The sequence below is a fragment of the Rhodoferax sp. GW822-FHT04A08 genome (assembly GCF_058801025.1).
The window spans coordinates 241309-266165 of the sequence record NZ_JBXAMW010000006.1 but is presented as its reverse complement, the minus strand read 5'-3'; the positions used below and the strand labels follow the sequence as shown (position 1 = coordinate 266165).

Sequence of the window (24857 nt, the reverse complement as noted above, 5' to 3'; positions counted from 1 at the left end):
CAACCCGTCAGTGAGCGAGAATACACAACGCGGACAGCGCCATGTCGGTGGACTGCCCATGCCACAAAGTGCCATGCAAGCCAAGATCAATATAGACATTATTCGGGTAACCCACTTACGCGGACCCAACATCTGGACCTATCGCCCGGTTATTGAGGCATGGGTTGACATTGGCGAGCTGGAGAACCATCCCTCCAACACCATCCCTGGCTTCTACGACCGCCTTACCGCCCAGCTGCCCGGCCTGATAGAGCATGAATGCAGCCCCGGCGTGCGCGGCGGCTTCCTCATGCGCCTGCAAGAAGGCACCTGGGCTGCCCACATTCTGGAACACGTCTGCCTGGAGTTGCAGAACATGGCTGGCATGCGCACCGGCTTTGGCAAGGCGCGCAGCACGTCCACCAAGGGCATTTACAAGATCGCCTTTCGCACCCGGCACGAAGACGTGGGCCGCGCCGCGTTGGCAGCCGGGCGCGAGCTGCTATTGGCCGCCATTCAAGACAAGCCATTTGACATCACCAAGACCGTGGCCGACCTGACCGACATGGTCGATGACCTGTGCCTGGGCCCCAGCACCGCGCACATTGTGGACGCCGCCACGGCACGCCGTATTCCCTCCATCCGCCTGACCGACGGCAACCTGGTGCAACTGGGCTACGGCATCGCCCAGCGCCGCATCTGGACGGCAGAAACCGACCAGACCTCGGCCATTGCCGAAGAGATCGCCAGCGACAAGGATCTGACCAAGTCCCTGCTGCAATCCTGTGGCGTACCTGTGCCCGAAGGCGAACTGGTACGCAGTGCCGATGCTGCATGGGAGGCCGCGCAGGACGTGGGCGTTCCCGTGGTGCTCAAGCCCTACGACGGCAACCACGGTCGCGGCGTTTCACTGGACCTCTGCACCGAGGCCGAAGTGCGCGCAGCCTACGAACTGGCGCACCGCAAGGGTGGCGGGGGTCCCGTGATCGTGGAGAAATACATCTCCGGCAATGAACACCGTCTGCTGGTTGTGGGCAAGAAGGTGGTGGCCGCAGCCGCGGGGGAAAACCTCTGGGTCACCGGCGACGGCGTGCACAACATCGACGAGCTGACCGACCTGCAGATCAATATCGACCCGCGCCGCGGCACCGGTGAAGACTTCCCGCTCAACGCCCTGATGCCCAGCAAGAGCGGGGAGATCATTCTGGAGCTGGAGCGTGCCGGCCTCAAACCGGAAACCGTGCCTGCCGCTGGCCAGAAGGTGCTGATACAGCGCAACGGCAACGTCCAGTTCGACATCACCGACAAGGTACACCCCAGCGTGGCCAATGCCGCCGCACTGGCCGCCCGCGTAGTAGGTCTGGACATTGCGGGTGTGGACATGGTGCTGGAAGACGCCGGCAAGCCCCTGGAGAGCCAGCGTGGCTGTGTCATCGAGGTCAACGCCAGCCCGGGTCTGCTGGCCCACATCCGCCCTGCCAACGGCAACGGCCAACCGGTGGGACGCGCCATCATTGATCACCTGTTCAGCGAGGGCAAGGACGGCCGCATTCCCATCGTCGGCATCACCGGCACCCGGAACACCGGCCGCATCGCGCGCTTGGTGGCCTGGCTGGTACACATCAGTGGCAAGCATGTGGGCCTGGCATGCAGCGAAGGCCTGTATCTGGACGGCCGCCGCATCGACGAAGCCAACTGCGCCACCTGGGAAGCGGGTCAGCGCGTGCTGATCAACCGCTCGGTGCAGGCCGCCGTTTTCGAGAATCCGGGAGCCGTCATTCTGGGTGAAGGACTGGCCTACGACAAATGCACCGTGGGCGTGATCACCGACGTGAACTGGCATGAAAGCCTGGCCCACTATGACATCCACGACGACGAGCAGACCTACAAGGTGGCTCGCACCCAGGTGGACGTGGTGCTGCCCAGTGGCACCGCCGTGCTCAACGCAGCGGACCACCAGGCCGTGGAAATGGCCGAGCTGTGCGATGGCAAGGTCATCTTCTACGGCATGCATGCCGACAACCCAGCCATCGCCGCGCATCGCGAAGCCGGTGAGCGCGTGGTGGTGCTGCAGGGTGAAGCCATCGTCCTGGCCCAAGGCGCCCAGATCGCTGCCAGCCTGCCGCTGTCCAGTCTGACGCCGGCCAAGGCATCCAAGCCCGAGATGGTGATGGCCGCTGTAGCCGCAGCCTGGGCATTGAACATTCCCGTCGAATTGATTGGCGCCGGATTGCGCACCTTCGAATCCGCCCCCAAGAAAACCCCTTACTGAGCACGCCACATGGAAGTCACACGCATTCGCGCCCTGCGCGGTCCCAATCTGTGGAGCCACCACACGGCCATCCAATCCATCGTGTCCTGTGCGCCGCAAGAAAACTCGATTGACGAGTTGCCCGGCTTTGAGGTGCGGCTGCGCGAGCGCTTTCCCGAACTCAGCCCGCTGCAGCCTACAGGCCACAACGACAGAATTTCACTGGCCCACGTGCTGGAGCTGGTGACGCTGGGGTTGCAGGCACAGGCCGGCTGTCCGGTGACCTTCAGTTGCACAACACCCACGTTGGACGACAACGTGTACCAGGTGGTAGTGGAGTACAGCGAGGAAGAGGTTGGTCGCAAGGCGCTGGAGATCGCTGAGCAGCTATGCAATGCCGCACTCAGCGACACACCTTTTGATGTGGCTACCGCACTGGCCGCGCTGCGTGAACTGGATGAAGACGTTCGCTTAGGGCCAAGTACCGGTTCCATCGTGGATGCTGCCGTCGCGCGTGGCATTCCCTATGCCCGCATGACCTCAGGCAGCATGGTGCGCTTTGGTTGGGGCAGCAAAAAGCGCCGCATCCAGGCGGCCGAAATTGACGCCACCAGCGCCATTTCTGAAGCCATTGCGCAGGACAAGCAACTCACCAAGAAGCTGCTGGCCGCTGCCGGAGTGCCCGTACCCACAGGGCGCGCGGTCAGCGACGCGGATGACGCCTGGAAGGCGGCCCTGGAAATCGGCCTGCCGGTGGTGGTCAAGCCGCTGGACGGCAATCAGGGCAAGGGTGTAACAGTCAACATCACCAGCGAAGAGCAATTGCGCAAGGCCTACGAGGTTGCCAGCACGTTCAGCGACGACATCCTGGTGGAGCGCTACATGCCGGGCAACGATTTCCGCCTGCTGGTGGTGGGTGACCGTCTAGTGGCCGCCGCCCGACGCGATCCACCCAAAGTGGTGGGTGACGGCGTGAGCACCATTGCGCAACTGGTGGAGCAGGTCAACAAGGACCCGCGTCGTGGCTCAGGACACTCCACTTCGCTCACCAAGATCCGCTTCGATGAAATCGCCAAGGAATGCCTGGCCAACCAGGGTTTCACCGCCGATTCGGTGCCGCTCAAGGGACAGCGCGTCAATCTGCGCAACAACGCCAACCTGTCCACCGGCGGCTCCGCCACCGACGTGACAGATGACGTGCATCCGGACGTAGCCGCCCGCGCCGTCGCCGCCGCCCACATGGTGGGCCTGGACATCTGCGGCGTTGACGTGGTGAGCGACAGCATCCTGCGCCCCCTGGAAGAACAGGGTGGCGGGGTCGTGGAAGTAAACGCGGCCCCGGGGTTGCGCATGCACCTGGCCCCCTCGTTTGGCAAAGGTCGCGCCGTGGGTGAGGCCATCATTTCGCTGCTGTTCAAGAATGGTGACAACGGGCGCATTCCGGTAGTCGCCGTCACAGGAACCAATGGCAAGACCACGACCGTGCGTCTGATTTCGCACCTGCTCAAGACCAACGGCCTGCGGGTGGGCATGACCAATACCGACGGCGTCTACGTGGATGGCCAGTGTATTGACACGGGCGACTGCAGCGGCCCCAAGAGTGCACGCAGTGTTCTGCTGCACCCTGACGTGGATGCGGCGGTTCTGGAAACCGCCCGCGGTGGCGTGCTACGCGAGGGGCTTGCCTTCGACCGTTGTGACGTGGCCGTGGTCACCAATGTGGGCAGCGGCGACCACCTCGGCCTGAACTACATCACCACGGTGCAGGAGCTCGCCGTTCTCAAGCGCGTCATCGTGCAGAACGTGGCGCCCACCGGCGTTGCCGTTCTCAATGCGGCCGACCCCAATGTGGCCAGCATGGCCAGCAAATGCAAGGGTTCGGTCACCTTCTTCACTCAGGACCGGCACCATCCGGTGATGGCCACGCACCGAGCCCAAGGGCATGCGGTGGTCTACGTGGATGAAGGCAATCTGGTGGCAGCCAAGGGCGACTTCAAGCACCACATTCCCCTCAACAAAGTCCCGATCACCATGGGTGGGGCCATCGGCTTTCAGGTTGAGAACGTGATGGCTTCGGTAGCGGCCGCCTGGGCACTGAAGGTGGACTGGGTGACCATTGAAACCGGACTGTCTTCGTTCTCCAACGACAGTGACAACGCGGCGGGCCGATTCAATATGTTCAAGCATCGCGGTGCCACCGTGATTGCTGACTACGGACACAACCCCGATGCCATGGCGGCGTTGGTACAAGCCGTCGAGAGCATTCCCGCCACCCGCCGCAGTGTCGTCATCAGCGGGGCTGGCGACCGGCGTGACCAGGACATCCGGCAACAAACCGAGATTCTGGGCCGCGCCTTTGACGAGGTGGTGATGTTCGAAGACCAGTGCCAACGTGGTCGCAGCGACGGCGAAGTCATTGCCTTGTTGCGCGAAGGACTCAAGGGCGCACCGCGCACCAAGGAGTCATCTGAAATCTACGGTGAATTTCTGGCCATCGACAAGGCCATGGACAAACTCAAGGAAGGCGAGCTCTGCCTCATTCTGGTGGACCAAGTGGAAGAAGCCATGGCCCACATCGCGGCCAAGGTGGCTGCGGGTTGAGTGGTACTGCAGGCTCAGGCCTGCGGCACTTCCATGCGCGGCTCACGCCCCATCAGCAAGGCCACGGCCTGCGCGGGCTGAATATGTCCTTCCAGCAAAGCGACTACGCACTCGGTGATGGGAACTTCCACATTGAGGCTGCGTGAACGCTGCAACACGGTGTGGGCGCAGTACACGCCTTCGGCCACATGGCCCAGCTCATGTACAGCCTGCTCCAAGGATTTGCCCTGCGCCAATGCCAGACCGACACGTCGGTTGCGCGACAGGTCGCCGGTGGCAGTCAGCACCAGATCGCCCAGGCCGCTCAGCCCCATGAAAGTCTCGGCCTTGGCTCCCAGCGCCAAACCCAGACGGGTGATTTCCGTCAGCCCCCGGGTGATCAGCGCGGCACGGGCATTGAGGCCCAACTGCAGTCCGTCACACAGTCCGGTGGCGATGGCCAGCACGTTCTTCACGGCACCGCCGACCTCCACACCCACCACGTCATCGTTGGCATAGACGCGCAAGCTGCTGTTGTGAAACGCCGCCACCAGCGCATCACGCACCTCGGGGTGGGTGCTGGCGGCTACCAGTGCCGTGGGTTTGCACAAGGCAACCTCCTGGGCAAAGCTGGGGCCACTGAGCACTCCGGCCAGCATTGCCGGAGCCACCTGGGCCTGCACTTCATGCCCCAGCAACCCAAAGTTGTCTTCGCGCTCGGCTTCAAATCCCTTGCACAGCCAGGCCACCGGCTTCTGGAACCCACGCAATTGGGCAAGCATGTCGCGCAGACCGGCCATGGGTGAGGCGATTACCAGCAAGTCCTGTTGTGCCAACAATGCTGGCAACGCCTCCAGGCTGCTGCAGGTGATCCGCAATGCCTCGGGGAACGCAATGCCGGGCAGATAACGCGCATTGCTGCGGCTGCTTTGCATGGCAGCCGCCTGACCCTGGTCGCGGGCCCAGAGGGTTACCTGGTGCACGCCAGAAGCCTGGGCTGCATTCAACGCCAGTGCAGTGCCCCAGGCACCTGCTCCCAGTACGAGGATATTCATGACAGTCCGTTGTGCAAACGGGGTTCTGCCCGTTTGCCAGTGGATTTACTGCGGCAGGCTATCGGAAGCGCCAGCTGCTTCGTTGCGCTGTTGCTCATACATGGCCTGGAAGTTGATTTCCTGCAGATGTACGGGCGGGAAGCCAGCGCGCTGCACCAGGTCTGCCACGTTGCCGCGCAGATAGGGGTAGACGATTTGCGGGCAGGCGATGCCCATGATCTGGCCCAGCTGTGCTTCATCCAGGTTGCGGATTTCGAAAATGCCGGCCTGCTTGGCTTCCACCAGGAAAACGGTCTTTTCCTTGATCTTGGTGTGCACCGTGGCGGTAACGCTCACCTCAAACACGCCATCGGCCACGGGTGCGGCCTCCACACCCAACTGGATATCCACCGAGGGCTGTTCCTGCTCCAGCAGGATGGCAGGCGAGTTGGGCTGCTCCAGGGAGGCTTCTTTGAGGTACACGCGTTGAATCTGGAAAACAGGAGCTTGATCAGCCATGGGAACGGTCTTTCTAGGTAAAGAAAAGCCCACTTCAGAACGTCAGCGGGCTGGAATTGGAATTGTCGCAGGCGATTATGTCAGGCGCCGTTCAGCAGGGGCACCAGCCCCCCTTTGCCATCCAGCGCCATCAAATCATCGCAGCCCCCCACATGGGTGCTACCGATGAAAATTTGCGGCACGGTGCGCCGGCCGGTGATCTCCATCATGCGCAAGCGCTCCTGCGGATTGGCATCCACCCGGACTTCTTCAATGGCAGTGACGCCGCGCGACTGCAGCAGGCGTTTGGCCTGAATGCAATAGGGGCAGACTGCCGTGGTGTACATCTTGACGGTTTGCATGGGCATTCGCTCGCCAATCAGGCTTTTTCAATGGGCAAGTTGGCGCCCTTCCACGCGGTCAGACCGCCACCCAGGCTCTGGGCCTGCTCATAGCCCAGTTTCTTGGCAATGGCTACAGCCCGGCCCGAGCGCGCACCGGTCTGGCATACCAGGATCAGGGGTAGCGTCTTGTTTTTCACGGTGGCCACCAGCTTGTTCTCCAGTTCACCCAAGGGAATATTCTTGGCGCTGCCCAAGTGACCAGCGGCAAATTCACCGGGTTCCGACACGTCAACAACCACCGCCTTTTCACGGTTGATCAGCAATACGGCGCCTGCCGGGCTCAGACCCGCTGTGGCCGCACCTTGCAGCACCGGCCACAAAAGCAGGCCGCCGGAGACCATCGCCAGGGAGATCAACATCCAGTTATCGAGAATAAATTTCACTTTGTTCCTTGTTCGTACTTGCGCACCTGCGAAAGCATTAGCCCTCCATTTTAGAATGCTGAACCTGGCCCATGTTGGGCATGGGCCATTGATCACTCCACCACAGTCCGTTCACCATGTACAAACTTGTTCTTGTTCGCCACGGCGAATCCACCTGGAATCTTGAAAACCGCTTTACCGGCTGGACCGATGTGGATTTGACCCCCACTGGCGTGGAACAGGCCAAGAATGCGGGCCGACTGCTCAAGGCCGAAGGCTACGAATTTGACCTGGCCTACACCAGCGTGCTCAAGCGTGCGACCCGTACCCTGTGGCACTGCCTGGACGAGATGGACCGCACCTGGCTGCCCGTGGTGCACTCCTGGCGCCTCAACGAGCGCCATTACGGCGCCCTGCAGGGATTGAACAAGACCGACATGGCCAAGCAGTACGGCGATGCCCAGGTGCTGATCTGGCGCCGCAGCTACGACACGCCCCCCCCCGCCCTGGAGCCGACCGACCCCCGCAGTGAACGTGGCGATCTGCGCTATGCCAAGCTGCAGCCCGAACAGGTGCCTCTGACCGAATGCCTGAAGGACACCGTGGCCCGCGTGCTGCCGTTCTGGAACGAGTCCATTGCACCGGCCATCCGTTCAGGCAAGAAGGTCCTGATTGCTGCGCACGGCAACTCCATCCGCGCGTTGGTAAAGTACCTTGACAATATTGCGGACGATGCCATCGTGGGCGTGAACATTCCCAACGGCATCCCGCTGGTGTATGAGTTGGATGCGGACCTCAAACCCATCCGCAACTACTACCTGGGTGATGCAGAAGCCGCCGCCAAGGCCGCTGCAGCGGTGGCATCCCAAGGTAAAGCGTAAGTAAAAAAGACCCTATTCCATCCGAGGAGCCCGGGCCGGGTCTGCCCGGTGTTTACCTCACGGTGTATATTGGCGCGAGACAGGAACACATATGGGTCAAAAATTGAAAATCACCGGATGGATAGCCGTCGGCGCGCTCGCGGGTGCGCTGACAACTGTGTCCCTGCAGACGGTTGCGCGGAGTGCCATGGCGCCGCTACCACTGGAAGAGTTGCAGCAACTCGCCGCGGTATTTGGCATGATCAAGAGTGATTATGTGGAGCCGGTGGACGAGAAGAAACTGATCACCGACGCCATCGCTGGCATGGTCTCCAGCCTGGATCCGCATTCGCAATATTTTGACAAGAAGTCCTTCAAGGAATTCAAGGAAGGCACCTCCGGCAAGTTCGTAGGCGTAGGCATCGAGATCACCCAGGAAGACGGTTTGGTCAAGGTGGTTTCGCCCATTGAGGACTCCCCTGCCTTCCGCGCCGGCCTCAAGCCCAATGACCTGATCACCAAGATTGACGATACCGCCGTCAAGGGTCTGAGCATGAATGAGGCGGTCAAGCGTATGCGTGGCGAGCCCGCCACCAAGGTGGTGCTCACGATTTACCGCAAAGATGAGAACCGCACGTTCCCGGTGACCATCATCCGCGAAGAAATCAAGCAGCAGTCGGTGCGCGGCAAGCTGGTGGAACCCGGCTATGCCTGGATTCGGTTGAACCAGTTCCAGGAACGTACCGTGGACGACTTTGTGCGCAAGGTCAACGAGATCTACCACCAGGACCCCAAGATCAAGGGCTTTGTGCTGGACTTGCGCAACGACCCCGGCGGTTTGCTCAATGCGGCCGTAGCGATCTCGGCGGCCTTTCTTCCCGAAGACGTGACCGTGGTTTCGACCAACGGGCAGACGCCTGAAAGCAAGCAGGTGCTCAAGGCCACGCCGGCAGACTTCCGTGGCATTCCCGGTGCGGATGCCATCAAGACACTGCCGCCTGAGCTGAAGAAAGTGCCTTTGGTGGTTTTGGTGAACGAAGGCTCGGCCTCCGCCAGTGAAATCGTGGCTGGCGCCTTGCAGGACCACAAGCGGGCCACCCTGATGGGCAGCCAGACCTTTGGCAAGGGCTCGGTGCAGACCTTCCGCGCCCTGGGGCCTGACACGGGACTGAAGATCACCACTTCACGTTACTACACACCGAGCGGACGCTCGATTCAGGCCAAGGGCATTGTCCCTGACGTCATGGTGGACGAAACCGAAGAAGGCAGCCCTTACGCCGTGCTGCGCATGCGCGAAGCGGATTACGACAAGCACCTGACCAGTGGCCAGGGCGAGGAAAAGAAAGATCCGGAACGGGAAAAGGCCAGGGACGAGGCACTCAAGCGCCTGGAAGAGGAGTCGCGCAAGCCAGTCTCCGAGCGCAAGGCTCCCGAGTTCGGCTCCGATAAGGACTTCCAGTTGATGCAGGCCATCAACCAGCTCAAGGGCAAGCCTGTACTGGTCAGCAAGACCATGGTCGAACGCAAGGAAGAGCAGAAAGAAGAGTAAGCGCAGTATGCAGGACGAAGAGCTGCTGCGCTATTCGCGGCATATCCTGCTCGATGACATCGGTATCGAGGGTCAGGAGCGGATTCGTGCCGCACACGCATTGGTCATCGGTGCCGGCGGGCTGGGTTCCCCGGTTGCGATGTACCTGGCCTGCGCAGGAGTGGGCACTATCACGGTCACGGACGACGACACGGTGGACCTGACCAATCTGCAACGTCAAATTGCCCACCGGACCGAGTCGGTCGGAACGCCCAAGGTTGCGTCACTCAAGAACACCTTGCAAGCGCTCAATCCACACACGCAGGTCAACGCAATGCAAACCCGAGTCGACGCCAAGGCGCTTGACGCACTGGTTCAGCATGCTGACGTCGTACTGGACTGCTGTGACAACTTCAAGACGCGCCAAGCCGTCAACGCCGCATGTGTCCAACATCGCAAGCCGCTGGTTTCTGGAGCCGCCATTCAATTCGATGGACAGATCAGCGTATATGACTCAGGTCAAGCAGATGCCCCTTGTTACGCCTGCATCTTTCCACCGGAAGCCACCTTCGAGGAAGTTCGATGTTCCACCATGGGCGTGTTTGCTCCCTTGGTCGGAATCATTGGCTCCATGCAGGCTGCAGAGGCGCTCAAATTGATCGTTGGAATCGGACGCAGCCTACAGGGCCGATTGCTGATGCTGGACGGGCGTGCCATGGAATGGAATGAAATCCGCATGCCGCGCAATCCGACTTGTCCGGTTTGTGGTACGAGCCCATCAAAGCAGGAACTGGCGGGGGAACACGCGGCATAAAGTTGTAACTGATACGGGTCTTGCTGTTAGACTTTGAGCTGAACTTTATTTCCCGACAGTGGCATCTTCCCCTCCCGCACCCCTTTTAGCGTTAGATCAATTGCGTCTCGATGACGCAAAGGCGCTTTTGGATCGGGACAGTGCGGTCGCCTTGCCCTCCCCTACCGCCTCACCCTTGGAATATCTTCAGGGAGTGATCGATGGTTTGTGCGAACTGTCGCTCAAGGACCCACTGACCGGATTGTCCAATCGGCGCCACTTCCGCTCGGTGCTGGACCGAACAACCGAGATGGTGGCACGCTCAGGTGATCCGGCGCTGCTATTGATGGTGGACATAGACCACTTCAAAAGCGTAAATGACACCCATGGTCACCAAGCTGGAGATCAGGTTCTACAGGCCGTGGCCATGGCGCTGGCCAAGTGCGTGCGCCCCATGGATACTTTGTCGCGCTACGGTGGTGAAGAATTTGCCGTGGTACTGCCGAATTGCCATACCTTCTTTGGTGGCACGGTCGCGGAGCGGATCCGCCAGACCATTCAGAACATGCCGATAGAACTGGCTTCCGGCCAGGTACTCAATATCACCGTCAGTATTGGAGGCGCATACGCCCCGGAATGGGTGCGCTCCACTGCAGCGCTTTGGACCGAGCGTGCCGACGTGCAGCTGTACCGGGCCAAGCGGGAGGGACGCAATCGTGTGTTCCTGGATACCCAGCAGGAAATTTTTGTCAGTGCCGAAGAAAAAAATATGTTGTTTGGACATCTGTCGTTGGGTGACCCGGCGTGGATTGAAGCTGGAACGGGTGAAGTTTCAGCGAGTGGTACGGGGCAAAGGGTTAATTGATGTCTGATGCTGTAATTCCGAGCGCTGAAGAAGGCGCTTTACCGGAGGTGCCCCTGACCCCATTGGGCAAGGTGGTGGCCGTGACCAGCGGCAAGGGCGGCGTGGGCAAGACTTTTGTTTCCGCCAACCTGGCTGCTGCATTGGCCAAACGCGGCTTGCGCGTGTTGGTGCTGGACGCCGACTTGGGACTGGCCAATCTGGATGTAGTGCTCAACCTGTACCCCAAGATTACGCTGCATGACGTGTTCACAGGCAAGGCCAAGATTGAAGAGGCCATCATCAAGGCGCCCGGCGGTTTCTCCGTGCTTCTGGCAGGCTCAGGCATGGTGGAGTATTCGCGCCTGACTCCGGAAGTGCGTGGCGATTTCCTGAAGATTATGTCCAGCATGGTGCCGCACTACGATATCGTGCTGCTGGACACCGGTGCCGGTATCTCCGACGTAGTCCTGTTTGCCGTATCCCTGGCCTCCGAGGTGATTGTTGTTGCAACGCCCGAACCCACCTCACTTACGGACGCATACGCCACCATCAAGGTATTGGTGGGACAGCAAAAGCGCCAGAACATCCGCATGGTGATCAACCAAACAGCTCGCTTGGGCGACGGCCGTGCCATCACCGTGCAATTGCAGCAGGTGCTGGACCGCTTCGTTACGACCGAACCAGGGCGCCCCATCAAGCTGGTGCACATGGGTGATATCCCGGCGGATCCATCGGTGCGTCAGGCCGTCATGCGCAGGCAGTTGCTGATCCAGTCTGCCCCCGGTTGCGCGGCGTCGCTGGCCATTACGCAATTGGCCCAGAAGATTCAGGAAACGGTGATTCCTCGCATCTGAATGCCTGCCGCTGTGTGGCGGATTTCAGGCACTTAATATCCAGCCCTCCAGTGGATCCAGGTCCGGCGGCAAGCCATACAACGGTTTTCCCAGGCTATGCTGGTGCTGCGCCCACGCCGCCTGCACCAGGCACAGCGTTGCATCCAGACTATCGCCACTGGCATCCGCAATCAGCGTATCGCGTTGGGCATGGCTCAGCTTCAATCGCAGACCCAACCGCGTTTGCCCCAGCTCCAATGCGTTGATCAGGTCCTTGCGGGCAATCAGTCGCTCTGCTGTTTGCTTGGCGCGATCGTCACTCTTGTAACTGCGGCTTCCGAGTATTTCGCGAGCCAGCAGGCCGGGGTAGGCCTCCAACGCCACACGTTCTTTCGCAGCACTCAGAGACTGCAGTCCCGGCAGATAAACTCCCGCGTCGAGCAACCGGGGCACGCCCGCGTGCAGCATGTAGGCGACCGGCGGATTCACCCATTTCATGGATGGACTGCTGAGTGCCGGCCTGTCGGTGGCACGGTGTGCGAACTTCCCGCCCACAGGTCGCGCATTGCAAAAGCCCGCAAACAGGTCGCGGATTTCGGCACGGCTCAGGCTTGCATAGTGGTGCATGCAGTCCTGCCATTCCAGAGGCCAGCCCAAGGTTTCAACCAGCTCACGCGGCAGACCGAAAGGCAGATCAAAGCCTCCCACCCAGGCGGGCTCGCGAACCAGCATGTCCGAAAAAGCCTGCAAGCTCGCCAGTTGCTCCAGTTCCACCAGTTGAACACGAGCGCCTTGCACCCTGCCCCACGCCACCACAATGGGTTTTCGCGGGCTCGGACTACTGGAAAAATCGCACCCCAGTAACTGCACCATAGGGCGCTACCCCAGGGACAGGGCAACCACGCCCAAACCGATGCAGGCGGCCCCTGTCAGGCGTGCCAAACGATCCCCCTCGCCCAACAAATGGCCGCCCAGCAAGGCGGCAAACAGCATGGACACTTCCCTGGCTGGTGCCACATGGCTCATGGGCGCTATCTGCAGCGCGTACAGCACCATCACATAAGACACCGGACTGACGGCCCCTACGATCAGCGCATATTTCCACTGCTTCTGCCAATGCTGGCGCGTCTGCTGCCGGTCCCTCCATACGGTCGGCGCCAGCAGCACCGTCTGCGTGAAACTGGACATGTAGAACAGCAGCATGGGAGACAGCAGCAAGGCCTTGATGGAATAGCCATCCACCACGGTGTAGCTGGCTATGGTCAAGCCCGTGAGCAGCCCATAGACAATGCCTTTGCGGGTACGGGCGCGCTGCTTAGCGTCATGGGCGTTGCGCCAGATACCGGGGCCACCCGCAATCAGAAAGACACCCAGTCCCACCACGGCAATGCCGGACAGCCCCAGAACAGAAACCTTTTCACCAAACAGCGCTATGGCTACCAAAGAGGAAACCATGGGCCCGGAACCGCGCGCCAATGGGTAGACAACCGTCAGGTCCGCCTTGCGATAGCCGCGCAACAGTACGACAAAATAGGCCACATGGATCAGTCCGCTGGCAACAGCTCCCATCCACGCCGCTAGTCCCCAAGCAGGCAATTGTTGCCAGCCCAGAAACGCGCCCACGGGCAACCAGATCACCACGGTTACTGCGGAGATGAAGAAAGCAAAGCGGACGTCGCCATTGGCCTTCTTGGCGGCGATATTCCAGAACGCGTGAACCAGCCCTGCCAGGACGACCAGAACCAGGGCGGAAAAAGGCATCTACGGGTTCAGGCCCGGCCCATGATGGAAGCAGTAGCCATCAGTTCTTCCAGCAAGGCCAGAGATACGGAGCCCGAAACGGAATACGGGTCGAGTTCAGGCTTCTCTGCGTACTTGAGCAGGATGCTGGCATTGACCTTGGCCATGTTGACCTGTCCCATGGTCCAGCCGCCAAAACGGCGCTCATTGATTTCCTCGTAGTGCAGCAGCACCACGTCCTTGTGGCGAGGGTCTTTCTGGATGTGTCCGTAAAGGTCATTGACCGCCATGCGTCCGCCTTCGATGGCCTGCAAGAAGATGCCGCCGCCGTAACACAGGATCCCGGTGATTCCGCTGATGGGATTGAACTGGCGGCAATGCGCCAGGATTTCCTCTACTGCACTGCAAGCAGGGTCAGTAGCACGACTGGCATACAACAAGCGGACCAACATGGTTCAGCCTTTCCGAGGGATCAGGGACAGGAATTCACGACGCAGATTAGGGTCTTTGAGGAACACTCCGCGCATCACGGAGTTGATCATCTTGCTATCCATATCCTTCACCCCGCGCCAAGCCATGCAGTAGTGGCTGGCTTCCATGACAATCGCTAGACCATCGGGTTGGGTCTTTTGCTGGATCAGGTCAGCCAGTTGCACGACCGCTTCTTCCTGGATCTGTGGACGGCCCATGATCCATTCAGCCAAACGCGCGTACTTGGACAGTCCAATGACATTGGTGTGCTCGTTGGGCATGACGCCAATCCAGATCTTGCCGATCACAGGACAGAAATGGTGACTGCAAGCGCTGCGCACCGTGATGGGCCCAACAATCATCAGCTCATTGAGGTGTTCCGCATTGGGGAACTCGGTAATCGTGGGCGCCTCCACGTAGCGGCCACGGAACACTTCGTTCACGTACATCTTGGCCACGCGGCGCGCGGTGTTGTCGGTGTTGTGGTCTGACTCGGTATCGATGACCAGGCTGCTGAGCACACCCTTCATCTTCTCTTCCACTTCGTCCAGCAGAAGCGCCAGCTCACCCGGCTCTACGAACGCAGCAATATTGTCATTGGCATTGAAGCGCTTGCGCGCGGCCAGAATGCGCTCGCGGATCTTGACGGAAACCGGGATCCCCTCTTCGGCATCAGTTGGGTTCATGCTGCTCTGCATTTTCATTAACATGGAATGATGTTACCAGTCTTTGCGCCATAGGGTTATAGGCCATTTGCGCCTATGGATATTGGATGCTGCGCTATCAATTTAGTAGTCTTTGCCGCTCAGGAACAGGGTCAGGCGCATCACGATGTAGGCCGCGCGGTCCTTCAGTCGCTGCCACAGTGGCCGGTGCTCAAACCGGGCTTTGTCCAATTGGGAGCTATGGCGTTGAATCGCATCGTTCAGGTGCCCACGCAGGTTTTGCGCGAATGCCGCATCGGAAACCACCACATTGGCTTCCCTGGCCAACAGCAGACTCAAAGGGTCCAGATTCGACGAACCCACTGTCGCCCATTTGCCATCGATGACAGCAACCTTGGCGTGCAGAAAGCCGGCCTGGTATTCATGGATTTCCACTCCCGCGTCCAGCATGGCGCCGTAGAACGGCTTGGCGGCGTGGAATTGCATGAAGAATTCATAGCGCCCCTGCAGCAGCAACCGCACTCGCACGCCGCGCTGCACGGCGTGCACCAGGGCTCGGCGCAATTTGACGCCGGGCATGAAGTAGGCGTTGGCAATCAGGACTTCAGATTTAGCGTGGGCAATGGCCTGTCGGTAGGCACGCTCAATGCGTCTGCGGTTGCGCACGTTGTCGCGCAGCAGAAGTCCGGCATGCACATCGCCATCCCCTTTGTCTTGGGCACGTGCGAGCCCGTCCGCCCCCGGCCTGCCGCCCATGTGTTCGAACTCGCGCCGCGCATCGCCGAACTGACCGCGCTCAATTTGCCGCGTGACCTGCAGACGGCTCCAAAACTGCTCCATGACAGCATGAACCTGCTTCACCAGAGGACCGCGGACCTGGACCGCAAAGTCGAATCGCGGCGTGGGCTGGCGACCATGGTTGAGTTCGAAGAAGTCATCCAGCACATTGATGCCACCACAGAAGGCCAATGCACAATCCACCACGCACAGCTTACGGTGCAGGCGCCGCCAGCGACCGGGGATCAGCATGCCGAAGTTTCCCAACGGTGAGAACTGTTGCCAACGCACACCACTGGCGTTCAGGCGCTCCTGCCAGGTCTTCGGTATCTGGGGTGTGCCGATGCCATCCATCACCAGATACACCGCCACTCCACGTCGCGCAGCCCGCTCCAGGGCACCCAGGACGGACTCTCCTGCATCGTCTTCGTGAAAGATGTAGGTCTCAAAGCGCACTTCCTGTAGCGCCGCCTCTATCGCTTCGATCAGCGCCGGGAAGAACTGCTGCCCGCTTACCAGCAACTGCACGGAATGCCCGCCATGAAGAGGATGCGTGCTCACCCGTGCTGGTCCATCAACTCAAACTCTGCGATCAAAGGCAGGTGATCCGACATGCGCCACCAGATACGGCCACGCGGAACATGGTGGGACAGCGGCGTCATGCCACGCACGAACACGTGGTCGAATTGCACGATGGGCAGTCGTGCCGGAAACGTGGGCGTTTGCGGCAAGCCACCAGCGTGGAGCCCCACGGTTGCCATGGGCCTGGTCAATATGGCCCCCCAGTCGTTGAAGTCACCGGCGACGATGACCGGATCGTGCTGAGGGATGTCGCGAGCGATATAGCGGGCCAGTTGTGCCATCTGGCGCACGCGGCTACCGCGTATCAGCCCGAGATGCACCACCACCACATGGATGTGATGACCGTCCACTTCCACTTCGGCATGCAGCAGTCCGCGTTGTTCGAACCGATGGTCTGACATGTCCTCGTGCTGGTGCCCCAGGACCGGCCAGCGCGACAGCATGGCATTGCCATGCTCTCCGTGCCGGGTAACGGCATTGGTGCGGTAGACGGCATGGTATCCCTCGGGTGCCAGGTAGTCTGCCTGGGGTTGTTGTGGCCAGTGTTCGAAATAGGTGGCACCCCGGTTATGGATCTTGCGCACCTCCTGCAGGCAGACGATGTCTGCGTCGAACTGCTCCACCGCCAATCCCAGGTTGTGGATTTCCAGACGGCGGTTGGGGCCGAGCCCCTGAACGCCCTTGTGGATGTTGTAGGTGGCAACCCGGATACGTGTCATGGCTCAGCCCTTGGTATGCGGTTGGGTGTCAGTAGCGGGACCGCAAAGCGCGGCAGCGTCAGAATCGCCTCGGCATTGGATGGCGAAAAACACAAGGAGGCGGCTTCCTGATAAGGCAACCACTGGTAATCCGTATGCTCTCGCGGGCTCAGTCGCACAGGTATTCCAGCCGGGACGCGCAGGCCAAACACCCGTTCGGTGTTGTGCACGGTGCCTGGAGCGTAGCGGTGCAGCCAGCGGGGGTAAATGCTGTACACGTTCTCCAGCCCCCAGTCCTGCAAACCCGCGTACAGGGTCGTACCTTGCGAACAGTCTATGCCAGTTTCCTCGCCCACTTCACGGATGGCGGTGGCCTCATAGCTGTGCTCGGGCGCATCTTTGGAACCGGTGACGGACTGCCAGAAATCTTCCGGCGTATCCGCGCGGCGTATCAACAACACGTCCAACTGTGGCGTGTAGATCACCACCAGAACCGACTGCGCAATCTTGAATGTTGGGGCCATAAAAAAGGGCGCTGGATAAGCGCCCTTTCATTGTGCACTAGTGTATGTCGCCAAACAGAAGCTCAGCTAGACGCCACCGGCTTACGCCGCCTTGGTCAGATCGGCATTGCGCAGCCGGATGTGCAACTCACGCAACTGCTTTTCGTCCACCGGGCTGGGCGCCTGTGTCAGCAGACACTGGGCACGCTGGGTCTTGGGGAAGGCGATCACGTCACGGATGGACTCGGCACCGGTCATCAGGGTGATGATGCGGTCCAGGCCGAAGGCCAGGCCACCGTGCGGGGGAGCACCATACTGCAGCGCGTCCAGCAGGAAACCAAACTTGGCCTGTGCTTCTTCGGGCGTGATCTTCAGGGCATCAAACACTTTCTGCTGCACATCGGCACGGTGGATACGCACCGAACCACCACCCATCTCCCAGCCGTTCAACACCATGTCGTAGCCCTGGGAAATGCACTTCTCCGGAGCGGTGACCATCCAGTCCTCATGACCTTCCTTGGGCGCGGTAAAGGGATGGTGCACAGCGGTATAGCGCTGGTTTTCCTCGTCGAACTCGAACATGGGGAAGTCCACCACCCACATCGGGCGCCAGCCCGCGGTGAACAAGCCGTTCTTCTTGCCAAACTCGCTGTGGCCGATCTTGATGCGCAAGGCGCCGATGGCGTCGTTGACGATCTTCTCTTTGTCGGCGCCGAAGAAGATCAGGTCACCGTCCTGCGCACCGGTGCGCTCCAGCACGGCTTGCAGCGCCTTGTCGTGGATGTTCTTGACGATGGGGCTTTGCAGGCCGTCGCGGCCCTTCGCCAATTCGTTGACGCGGATATAGGCCAGACCCTTGGCGCCGTAAATCTTGACGAACTCGGTGTAGGCGTCGATTTCGCCGCGGCTGATGCCGCCGCCTTCCTTGGAGCCGCCCGGAACGCGCAGGGCGACCACGCGACCACCCTTCATGGTGGCAGCACCCGAGAAGACTTTGAAGTCCACATCGGCCATCACGTCGGTCAACTCCGCGAACTGCAGGTTGACACGCAAATCGGGCTTGTCCGAGCCGTACAGATGCATCGCATCCTGGTAGGTCATGACCGGGAATTCGCCCAGGTCCACACCAATGGTGTTCTTGAACACGGTGGTGATCATGCCCTGGAACATTTCACGGATGTCTTCTTCGCTCAGAAAAGAAGTCTCGATATCGATCTGGGTAAATTCAGGCTGGCGGTCGGCGCGTAAGTCCTCGTCACGGAAACACTTGGTGATCTGGTAGTAGCGGTCAAAGCCCGCCACCATCAGCAACTGCTTGAAGAGCTGGGGCGATTGCGGCAGCGCAAAGAAATGACCGTCGTGCACGCGGCTGGGCACCAGGTAATCGCGCGCACCTTCAGGCGTGCTCTTGGTCAGCATGGGTGTTTCGATGTCCACAAAGCCATTGGCGTCGAGGAATTTGCGCACTTCCATGGCCACACGGTAACGCAACATCAGATTGTTCTGCATGTAGGGGCGGCGCAGGTCCAGCACGCGGTGGGTCAGACGTGTGGTTTCCGACAGATTGTCGTCATCGAGCTGGAACGGAGGGGTGACCGACGGATTGAGCACGGTCAACTCGTGGCACAGCACTTCGATCTTGCCGCTCTTGAGGTTCTCGTTAACGGTACCTTCGGGGCGTGCACGCACCAGGCCCTTGATCTGCACGCAAAATTCGTTGCGCAGGTCTTCCGCGACCTTGAACATCTCCGCGCGATCGGGATCGCACACGACCTGCACATAACCCTCACGGTCGCGCAGGTCGACAAAGATCACGCCGCCATGGTCACGGCGACGGTTCACCCATCCGCACAGGGTAACGGTTTGGCCCATCAGGGCTTCGGTCACAAGACCGCAATAGTGGGAACGCATGGCCATAGCTTGCTTTCTTGACACTGCACTGGAGGCAGCTTGGTTTCTAAAAAATTAATGGGAAGAGACGGGGTTTGGTTTGACCGGAAGGGCCTGCTCGGCAGGTGCCACCGAACCCATGGAAATCACATACGTCAATGCCTCATCCACACTCATGTTGAGCTCGATGACCTCGGAACGCGGCAGCATCAAAAAGAAGCCGCTGGTCGGGTTGGGCGTGGTGGGAACATACACGCTGACAAAGTCATCACCCAAGTGGGATCGCACCTCTCCGCCGGGGATACCCGTCTGGAAGGCGATGGTCCAGCTACCTGCGCGCGGATACTGAATCAGCATGGCAGTGCGGAAGGCATTGCCATTGCTGGAGAACAGCGTATCAGAGACTTTCTTGACGCTGTTGTAGATCGACTTGACGATGGGAATGTTGGTAAACAAGGTATCCCATTGGCGCAACCACCAGCGACCCGCCACGTTGGAGACGAGAGCGCCAGTCAACAGCAGCGCGGCAGCTACCAGCACCACGCCCAGCCCGGGAATACCGTGCAGGCGTTCAACCATCGGACCCATTGCTGTCGGCGCAACGGCAGAAAAGCCAGCCAGCACACCGAAGAACACGGAGTCCAGCGTGCCAACCAGCCACAGCAGGACCCAGATGGTGATGGCCAGGGGCAGCCAGACCATCAGGCCGGTGAGCAGGTATTTCTTGAAGGGCACGGTAACTCCGGTGGGTGTGTACGGCGTATCAGCTGGCTGTCGGCTTGGCGGCAGGTGCAGCGGGCACAGCCGTTTCGGTCTTGCTGGAAGACGACTCGGCTGCAGTGCTGGCTGCCGGAGCCGCACTCTCCCCGGTCGCTGGTGCCGTGGCGGGAGCGGATGTCGAGCCGGAAGAGCCCTTGAAGTCCGTTACGTACCAGCCCGAACCCTTGAGCTGGAAGCCCGCGGCGGTGACCTGTTTCTGGAAGCTGGACTTGCCGCAGGAGGGGCATTCGGTCAGCACCGGATCAGAGATTTTTTGCAGCACGTCCTTGGCAAACCCGCAGGACTCGCATTTATAAGCGTATATAGGCATGGGATGAGACTTTGACCAGTGGTTGCAAAGCCTTAAATTATAAAGCCGTGCCTAAAATGGCCGTACTCTGACCAGGAACATCATTACGCCCGCGCCGAAGCATGCGCCGAAAAAGACTGCAATCAGCATCTGCAGCATGCGGTTGGTGCGCTTTTGCTCCAGCAGCAGCTCGGTTACCAGCTTGTCGGAAATGGCTGGTTCGTTGCTACGCTTGAGGTAGCTGTGCAGCAGCATGGGCAACTCCGGTAGCAGCTTGGCGTAGTGCGGCGCCTGGTCCTTGAGCTGGTGGAAGAATTTTTGCGGTCCAACCTGCTCCAGCATCCATTTTTCAAGGAAAGGCTTGGCGGTGGCCCACAGGTCCAGCTCCGGGTCCAGGTCTCGCCCCAAGCCCTCGATATTGAGCAGCGTTTTCTGCAACAACACCAGCTGTGGCTGGATTTCCACCTGGAACCGGCGCGACATCTGGAACAGACGCATCAGCAGCAGGCCCAGTGAGATTTCCTTCAACGGCCGGTCGAAATACGGCTCGCAGACCGACCGCACCGACGCTTCCAGCTCGTCCACGCGGGTCGTGGCGGGCACCCAGCCGGACTCGACGTGCAACTCGGCCACCCGCTTGTAGTCGCGCCGGAAGAACGCGGCAAAGTTCTGTGCCAGGTATTCCTTGTCGACCTCGGTGAGTGTGCCCACGATGCCAAAGTCCAGCGAGATGTAACGGCCAAAGGTTTTGGGATCCAGGCTGACCTGGATATTGCCCGGATGCATGTCCGCGTGGAAGAAGCCATCCCGGAACACCTGGGTAAAAAACAGGGTGACGCCGTCACGTGCGAGTTTGCGGATATCCACTCCAGCACTGCGCAGCTTTTCCACCTGGTTGATGGGAACGCCCACCATGCGCTCCATGACCAGCACCTCGGTCGTGCAGAAATCCCACAGCATCTCGGGGATCAGCACCAGTTGCAGGCCTTCCATGTTGCGGCGCAGTTGTGCGGCGCTGGAGGCCTCGCGAATCAGATCCAGTTCGTCGTGCAGATACTTGTCAAACTCGGCCACCACCTCGCGCGGCTTGAGTCGCTTTCCATCTCCTGAGAGGCCTTCCACCCAACCGGCCATCATGCGCATCAGGCTCAGGTCTTTGTCGATAGTGGACAGCATGCCGGGGCGAAGCACTTTGACTGCCACATCGCGAACCTGGCCGCTACGGTCCTTCACCACGGCAAAGTGCACCTGCGCAATGGAAGCACTGGCAACCGGCACCTGGTCAAAAGACACAAAAATCTCTGCCAAAGGCTTGCGCAATGTGCGCTCGATGATGGCAATAGCCTGCTCTACCGGAAACGGCGGAACCCGGTCCTGTAATTTGGCCAACTCATCCGCAATATCCACGGGCATCAGATCACGGCGAGTGGACATCACCTGACCGAACTTGACGAAGATCGGGCCCAGCCGCTCCAGTGCCTCCCGCAGCCGCTGGCCGCGCGGCGCATCACGTCGGCCCACGGACACCACACGTGCAATCCAGTGCAGCCAGGGTTTCTGGAAACTACTGAGGACCAGTTCGTCCAGCCCGTAGCGCAGGACGATCCAGACAATGAACAAGCCGCGGCCCAGGCGACTCATGGGGTATTGCCGGTGCTTGCGTCGGATGCGGACTTGTCGCCCGCTCTTTTACCCAGAAAATCCCGTAGCGCACCCGTGATCTTGCGTCCGGCCTCCATCAGCATATGGGAAGGTGCATCACCCACAATGCGGGAGAGATCCTCTTCCACGTCCCAGCGCAGGTTGTCTGCCAGCCAGTTGACCTCCGCGGCAAGTTGCACGTCCCCTTCGATACGCACTGGAGGCTTCTCGCCCTGCATCAGGCACCCAGCCAGTGCGAGAGGCGACTCTTCCGTCAGCACCAGCGTGAGATCGGGGGTGGCATCTTCAGTGGCCAGATCGAGCAGCCCTGCGGGTGTTACCAGCAGCCTGAACGTGAAACTGCGCCATTGCGCCAGAATCACCCTGCCCGACTGTCGCACCAGCCGCTGCATGGCTTGGGGCTCCTGCATCAGCACATGGTTGAGCATCAGCACGCATTTGCGATGTGCCTCGTCTACCGCCCAGGCCGGGGGTGTGGGAAGGGGAAACTTCTGAAAGACATCTTCCAGAAAGGAAAAAGGGGACTGTGTTGCCATAGTCCCCGATTATTCCCTGAAAGTGATGCGCTTTGATGTCTATTGCAGCGCCTGCACGCCGGCCACCAGCCAACCGCCGCCACTCTTGGGCTTGGTCATGTTCCACACCTCGCGGAACGGGCTCGGGCCTGCGGAAGGTTCTTCGCGGATCATGCCCGAGAACTCCACACTGGCCATGTATTCGCTGGGCAACTCCTCAATGCCCAGAAGGCGTGCCTCGATCATCACCACTTCCGTGCTGTTGGGAGTTGATCCGGCGTGTGCCTCACGTTCGGCCAACTGGGTGCGGATTTCGCTCAGCATTTCGTCGGTCATCATGGCGCGCAGAGCCGGTATGTCCGAACGGTCCCAGGCCGCCTGCAGCGTCACGAAGTTGGTCTTGGCTGCGCGCAGGAAGCCCTCCGTATCGAATCCGGCCGGTATACCCCAGGTTTGCGAACCCGAAAGTGCCGAACCAATGATGGAGGCGCCATTGCCATCCAGCGGTGACATGCCGCTGCGCTCAAAGGGGCGTGCCGAAGCATCATTGCCAACGTTCTCCGGCCTGTAGGGAACGGTGGGAGGCATGACACCTCCACTGCCCTGGAAGGCAAATGGACTGGCCACGGCAGCATCGGCGTTGCGTTTGCGCATGAAGAAACTCAGCAGCATGAACACGCCCAAAGCCAGCACGGCAAACATCAGCACTTGGCCAAATGCCTCACCCATGCCCAGGGACTGCGCCAACCAGGCCAGCCCCAGGCCGGCGGCCAGACCGCCCAGCATGGCGCCCCAAGGACGTCGCTGCGGCGCGACCGACGGAACAGCTGCGGGTGCGGGTTTGGCGGCCGTGTTGTTGACACCCTGGCTGGGTGCTGCAGGCGCCACCTGGCGTTGGGTCACATTGCTGGACTGCTTGCCCAGGGATCCGCCGCCGCCCAATCGTTTGGCTGCCTCGGCATTCATAGCACCGAGCGCCAGGGCGATAGCCAAAATCCAGACTGACCACTTCATCGAATACTCCAAAAAATTACTTGCTTAGCACTTGATTCCAACATGCAACGCCGCCACACCGGCGGTGAGGTTGTGGTAGTCCACATGTCCGAAACCACCTTTGTGCATCATGGCCTTTAGCTCCTGCTGACCGGGATGCATGCGGATGGACTCGGCCAGATAGCGGTAACTGGCATCATCCCCAGCCACCAGCTTGCCAAGGCGCGGCAACACCTTGAAGGAATACCAGTCATAGGCCTTTTCCAGTGGCTTGGCCACCTTGGAGAATTCCAGTACCAGCAGCTTGCCGCCGGGTTTGAGGACCCGGTTCATTTCGGCCAAAGCCACGTCCTTGTGGGTCATGTTGCGCAAGCCGAACGCCACACTGACCAGATCGAAATAGTTGTCGGCAAACGGCAGCTTTTCGGCATCACAGACGATGGTTGGCAGCACCACGCCAGCGTCCAGCAGGCGGTTACGCCCGGTGCTGAGCATGGCTTCGTTGATATCGGTGTGCACCACCTGTCCGCTGGCGCCGACCTTCTTGGCAAAGGCCATGGCCAGATCGCCCGTGCCCCCTGCAATGTCGAGTGCACGGTCCCCTTCCTTCAGGTTGGCGACCATCACGGTGTAGGCCTTCCATGCACGGTGCAGGCCCGCCGACATGAGGTCGTTCATCAGGTCGTATTTGGGTGCGACAGAGTCAAACACACCGCGCACTTTGCGCGCTTTTTCCGCCTCGTCGACGGATTCGAAACCAAAATGGGTGGTAGTCATGCACTGATTTTATGCAGTTCACCACCCTGCACCCGATTAATGCAGCCTGAATTGCCATTCGGTCGCATATGCGTTGTGTTTGTGCACGCAGCCGTGCATGCACAGGGAGGATCTAGTCAGTGGCTGGCGCAGCCATGACCGGCCTTTTCGGGCATGGGCGCATCACGATCCATTCCTGCGGCCTTGAGCTTCTGCTCGTATTCCTGCCAGAGCTGCTCCTGCTGAGAGCCCAGAAAGTACAAGTAATCCCAGGTGAACAGCCCGCTGTCGTGGCCGTCCGAGAAGCTAGGCTGAACCGCGTAATTGCCCACCGGCTCCAGGCCGGTCAGGGTCACGTTGCGCTTACCGGTTTGCAATGTCTCCTGGCCCGGGCCGTGGCCCTGTACTTCGGCCGAAGGAGAATAGACACGCATCAATTCGAACGGAATGCGAAAGTTCGCACCGTCAGAGAAACGGATTTCCAGCACGCGCGACTGCGCGTGCACCGTGAGCGCCTCTGGAGTGGGCGAGCCTGTTTGTAATCCAGCCATGCGGGCATTGTACGAAGCA

At 60.2% G+C, this 24857-nt stretch carries 26 protein-coding genes; 7 read left to right on the top strand and 19 right to left on the bottom strand.

Going from position 1 to position 24857, the window contains the following annotated elements; genetic code table 11:
• The first annotated feature begins 73 nt into the window (after positions 1–73).
• Entirely contained in the window at positions 74–2251 is a 2178-nt protein-coding gene (locus AC1RMF_RS14405) for a cyanophycin synthetase (RefSeq protein WP_493142341.1), read from the top strand.
• Between the two features lie 9 nt (positions 2252–2260).
• Positions 2261–4831, top strand: a complete 2571-nt coding sequence (cphA, locus tag AC1RMF_RS14400) for a cyanophycin synthetase (protein WP_493142287.1) — start codon at positions 2261–2263, stop codon at positions 4829–4831.
• A 14-nt stretch (positions 4832–4845) separates the two neighbouring features.
• Here cphA and AC1RMF_RS14395 read toward each other — a convergent pair whose 3' ends face one another.
• The 4 genes from AC1RMF_RS14395 to AC1RMF_RS14380 form a co-directional block, all read right to left on the bottom strand.
• Positions 4846–5865, bottom strand: coding sequence for an NAD(P)H-dependent glycerol-3-phosphate dehydrogenase (locus AC1RMF_RS14395; RefSeq protein WP_342618660.1), 1020 nt, complete (start codon positions 5863–5865; stop codon positions 4846–4848).
• Between the two features lie 45 nt (positions 5866–5910).
• On the bottom strand, positions 5911–6363 hold the full coding sequence (gene secB, locus AC1RMF_RS14390; RefSeq protein ID WP_342618661.1) for a protein-export chaperone SecB: 453 nt from the start codon (positions 6361–6363) through the stop codon (positions 5911–5913).
• 80 nt (positions 6364–6443) lie between these two features.
• Positions 6444–6704: a glutaredoxin 3 gene (grxC, locus tag AC1RMF_RS14385; RefSeq protein ID WP_493142284.1), complete on the bottom strand. Its 261-nt coding sequence runs from the start codon at positions 6702–6704 to the stop codon at positions 6444–6446.
• Positions 6705–6721: 17 nt separating this feature from the next.
• Complete coding sequence (locus AC1RMF_RS14380; protein ID WP_493142282.1) at positions 6722–7129, bottom strand: rhodanese-like domain-containing protein; 408 nt, start codon at positions 7127–7129, stop codon at positions 6722–6724.
• A 116-nt stretch (positions 7130–7245) separates the two neighbouring features.
• Between AC1RMF_RS14380 and gpmA the strand changes: the two genes are divergently transcribed.
• From gpmA to AC1RMF_RS14355, 5 genes are all read left to right on the top strand, one after another.
• The gene (gene gpmA, locus AC1RMF_RS14375) at positions 7246–7989 is read left to right on the top strand and encodes a 2,3-diphosphoglycerate-dependent phosphoglycerate mutase (RefSeq protein ID WP_493142280.1); all 744 of its coding nucleotides are present in this window, start codon (positions 7246–7248) and stop codon (positions 7987–7989) included.
• Positions 7990–8080: 91 nt separating this feature from the next.
• Positions 8081–9517, top strand: coding sequence for a S41 family peptidase (locus AC1RMF_RS14370; protein ID WP_342618665.1), 1437 nt, complete (start codon positions 8081–8083; stop codon positions 9515–9517).
• A 7-nt stretch (positions 9518–9524) separates the two neighbouring features.
• Positions 9525–10310 carry a HesA/MoeB/ThiF family protein gene (locus tag AC1RMF_RS14365; RefSeq protein WP_342618666.1) on the top strand — a complete coding sequence of 262 codons (786 nt, stop codon included), beginning with the start codon at positions 9525–9527 and terminating at the stop codon, positions 10308–10310.
• Between the two features lie 175 nt (positions 10311–10485).
• Positions 10486–11154, top strand: a complete 669-nt coding sequence (locus AC1RMF_RS14360; RefSeq protein ID WP_446737963.1) for a GGDEF domain-containing protein — start codon at positions 10486–10488, stop codon at positions 11152–11154.
• Positions 11154–11987 (top strand): MinD/ParA family protein, encoded by an 834-nt coding sequence (locus AC1RMF_RS14355; RefSeq protein ID WP_342618668.1) that lies wholly within the window; start codon positions 11154–11156, stop codon positions 11985–11987. Before AC1RMF_RS14360 ends, AC1RMF_RS14355 begins: the two co-directional genes overlap by 1 nt.
• Before the next feature lie 24 nt (positions 11988–12011).
• On the opposite strand, the gene AC1RMF_RS14350 is transcribed toward AC1RMF_RS14355, so the two are convergent.
• The 15 genes from AC1RMF_RS14350 to AC1RMF_RS14280 form a co-directional block, all read right to left on the bottom strand.
• Positions 12012–12839 (bottom strand): DUF429 domain-containing protein, encoded by an 828-nt coding sequence (locus AC1RMF_RS14350; protein WP_493142276.1) that lies wholly within the window; start codon positions 12837–12839, stop codon positions 12012–12014.
• Between the two features lie 6 nt (positions 12840–12845).
• Entirely contained in the window at positions 12846–13727 is an 882-nt protein-coding gene (locus AC1RMF_RS14345; RefSeq protein WP_493142275.1) for an EamA family transporter, read from the bottom strand.
• An 8-nt stretch (positions 13728–13735) separates the two neighbouring features.
• Positions 13736–14158, bottom strand: a complete 423-nt coding sequence (locus tag AC1RMF_RS14340; protein ID WP_342618671.1) for a BLUF domain-containing protein — start codon at positions 14156–14158, stop codon at positions 13736–13738.
• 3 nt (positions 14159–14161) lie between these two features.
• On the bottom strand, positions 14162–14863 hold the full coding sequence (folE, locus tag AC1RMF_RS14335) for a GTP cyclohydrolase I (protein ID WP_342618672.1): 702 nt from the start codon (positions 14861–14863) through the stop codon (positions 14162–14164).
• 102 nt (positions 14864–14965) lie between these two features.
• Positions 14966–16180 (bottom strand): cardiolipin synthase ClsB, encoded by a 1215-nt coding sequence (gene clsB, locus AC1RMF_RS14330; RefSeq protein WP_493142274.1) that lies wholly within the window; start codon positions 16178–16180, stop codon positions 14966–14968.
• Positions 16177–16920: an endonuclease/exonuclease/phosphatase family protein gene (locus AC1RMF_RS14325; protein WP_493142273.1), complete on the bottom strand. Its 744-nt coding sequence runs from the start codon at positions 16918–16920 to the stop codon at positions 16177–16179. The genes clsB and AC1RMF_RS14325 overlap by 4 nt, the downstream gene beginning before the upstream one ends.
• Positions 16917–17423 (bottom strand): dihydroneopterin triphosphate diphosphatase, encoded by a 507-nt coding sequence (gene nudB / locus AC1RMF_RS14320; RefSeq protein WP_493142272.1) that lies wholly within the window; start codon positions 17421–17423, stop codon positions 16917–16919. Before nudB ends, AC1RMF_RS14325 begins: the two co-directional genes overlap by 4 nt.
• 81 nt (positions 17424–17504) lie before the next feature.
• The gene (gene aspS, locus AC1RMF_RS14315; protein WP_493142270.1) at positions 17505–19319 is read right to left on the bottom strand and encodes an aspartate--tRNA ligase; all 1815 of its coding nucleotides are present in this window, start codon (positions 19317–19319) and stop codon (positions 17505–17507) included.
• A gap of 48 nt (positions 19320–19367) precedes the next feature.
• Entirely contained in the window at positions 19368–19994 is a 627-nt protein-coding gene (locus AC1RMF_RS14310) for a DUF502 domain-containing protein (RefSeq protein ID WP_493142340.1), read from the bottom strand.
• A gap of 61 nt (positions 19995–20055) precedes the next feature.
• Positions 20056–20382, bottom strand: coding sequence for an FmdB family zinc ribbon protein (locus AC1RMF_RS14305; protein WP_493142268.1), 327 nt, complete (start codon positions 20380–20382; stop codon positions 20056–20058).
• 51 nt (positions 20383–20433) lie between these two features.
• Entirely contained in the window at positions 20434–22002 is a 1569-nt protein-coding gene (ubiB, locus tag AC1RMF_RS14300) for a ubiquinone biosynthesis regulatory protein kinase UbiB (RefSeq protein WP_493142265.1), read from the bottom strand.
• Positions 21999–22559, bottom strand: coding sequence for a ubiquinone biosynthesis accessory factor UbiJ (locus AC1RMF_RS14295; RefSeq protein ID WP_493142264.1), 561 nt, complete (start codon positions 22557–22559; stop codon positions 21999–22001). Before AC1RMF_RS14295 ends, ubiB begins: the two co-directional genes overlap by 4 nt.
• 39 nt (positions 22560–22598) lie before the next feature.
• Positions 22599–23552 (bottom strand): Tim44 domain-containing protein, encoded by a 954-nt coding sequence (locus tag AC1RMF_RS14290; protein ID WP_493142263.1) that lies wholly within the window; start codon positions 23550–23552, stop codon positions 22599–22601.
• A 24-nt stretch (positions 23553–23576) separates the two neighbouring features.
• Positions 23577–24308, bottom strand: coding sequence for a bifunctional demethylmenaquinone methyltransferase/2-methoxy-6-polyprenyl-1,4-benzoquinol methylase UbiE (gene ubiE, locus AC1RMF_RS14285; RefSeq protein ID WP_493142262.1), 732 nt, complete (start codon positions 24306–24308; stop codon positions 23577–23579).
• A 116-nt stretch (positions 24309–24424) separates the two neighbouring features.
• Entirely contained in the window at positions 24425–24838 is a 414-nt protein-coding gene (locus AC1RMF_RS14280) for a gamma-butyrobetaine hydroxylase family protein (RefSeq protein WP_342618681.1), read from the bottom strand.
• Positions 24839–24857 lie beyond the last annotated feature (19 nt).

Excerpts from the sequence above, each read along its gene's own strand:
- AC1RMF_RS14405 (WP_493142341.1), top strand. The coding sequence starts at position 74 with ATGCAAGCCAAGATCAATATAGACATTATTCGGGTAACCCACTTACGC.
- cphA (WP_493142287.1), top strand. The coding sequence starts at position 2,261 with ATGGAAGTCACACGCATTCGCGCCCTGCGCGGTCCCAATCTGTGGAGC.
- AC1RMF_RS14395 (WP_342618660.1), bottom strand. The coding sequence starts at position 5,865 with ATGAATATCCTCGTACTGGGAGCAGGTGCCTGGGGCACTGCACTGGCG.
- secB (WP_342618661.1), bottom strand. The coding sequence starts at position 6,363 with ATGGCTGATCAAGCTCCTGTTTTCCAGATTCAACGCGTGTACCTCAAA.
- grxC (WP_493142284.1), bottom strand. The coding sequence starts at position 6,704 with ATGCAAACCGTCAAGATGTACACCACGGCAGTCTGCCCCTATTGCATT.
- gpmA (WP_493142280.1), top strand. The coding sequence starts at position 7,246 with ATGTACAAACTTGTTCTTGTTCGCCACGGCGAATCCACCTGGAATCTT.
- AC1RMF_RS14370 (WP_342618665.1), top strand. The coding sequence starts at position 8,081 with ATGGGTCAAAAATTGAAAATCACCGGATGGATAGCCGTCGGCGCGCTC.
- AC1RMF_RS14365 (WP_342618666.1), top strand. The coding sequence starts at position 9,525 with ATGCAGGACGAAGAGCTGCTGCGCTATTCGCGGCATATCCTGCTCGAT.
- AC1RMF_RS14355 (WP_342618668.1), top strand. The coding sequence starts at position 11,154 with ATGTCTGATGCTGTAATTCCGAGCGCTGAAGAAGGCGCTTTACCGGAG.
- AC1RMF_RS14350 (WP_493142276.1), bottom strand. The coding sequence starts at position 12,839 with ATGGTGCAGTTACTGGGGTGCGATTTTTCCAGTAGTCCGAGCCCGCGA.
- AC1RMF_RS14345 (WP_493142275.1), bottom strand. The coding sequence starts at position 13,727 with ATGCCTTTTTCCGCCCTGGTTCTGGTCGTCCTGGCAGGGCTGGTTCAC.
- AC1RMF_RS14340 (WP_342618671.1), bottom strand. The coding sequence starts at position 14,158 with ATGTTGGTCCGCTTGTTGTATGCCAGTCGTGCTACTGACCCTGCTTGC.
- folE (WP_342618672.1), bottom strand. The coding sequence starts at position 14,863 with ATGAACCCAACTGATGCCGAAGAGGGGATCCCGGTTTCCGTCAAGATC.
- AC1RMF_RS14325 (WP_493142273.1), bottom strand. The coding sequence starts at position 16,920 with ATGACACGTATCCGGGTTGCCACCTACAACATCCACAAGGGCGTTCAG.
- nudB (WP_493142272.1), bottom strand. The coding sequence starts at position 17,423 with ATGGCCCCAACATTCAAGATTGCGCAGTCGGTTCTGGTGGTGATCTAC.
- aspS (WP_493142270.1), bottom strand. The coding sequence starts at position 19,319 with ATGGCCATGCGTTCCCACTATTGCGGTCTTGTGACCGAAGCCCTGATG.
- AC1RMF_RS14310 (WP_493142340.1), bottom strand. The coding sequence starts at position 19,994 with ATGGTCTGGCTGCCCCTGGCCATCACCATCTGGGTCCTGCTGTGGCTG.
- AC1RMF_RS14305 (WP_493142268.1), bottom strand. The coding sequence starts at position 20,382 with ATGCCTATATACGCTTATAAATGCGAGTCCTGCGGGTTTGCCAAGGAC.
- ubiB (WP_493142265.1), bottom strand. The coding sequence starts at position 22,002 with ATGAGTCGCCTGGGCCGCGGCTTGTTCATTGTCTGGATCGTCCTGCGC.
- AC1RMF_RS14295 (WP_493142264.1), bottom strand. The coding sequence starts at position 22,559 with ATGGCAACACAGTCCCCTTTTTCCTTTCTGGAAGATGTCTTTCAGAAG.
- AC1RMF_RS14290 (WP_493142263.1), bottom strand. The coding sequence starts at position 23,552 with ATGAAGTGGTCAGTCTGGATTTTGGCTATCGCCCTGGCGCTCGGTGCT.
- ubiE (WP_493142262.1), bottom strand. The coding sequence starts at position 24,308 with ATGACTACCACCCATTTTGGTTTCGAATCCGTCGACGAGGCGGAAAAA.
- AC1RMF_RS14280 (WP_342618681.1), bottom strand. The coding sequence starts at position 24,838 with ATGGCTGGATTACAAACAGGCTCGCCCACTCCAGAGGCGCTCACGGTG.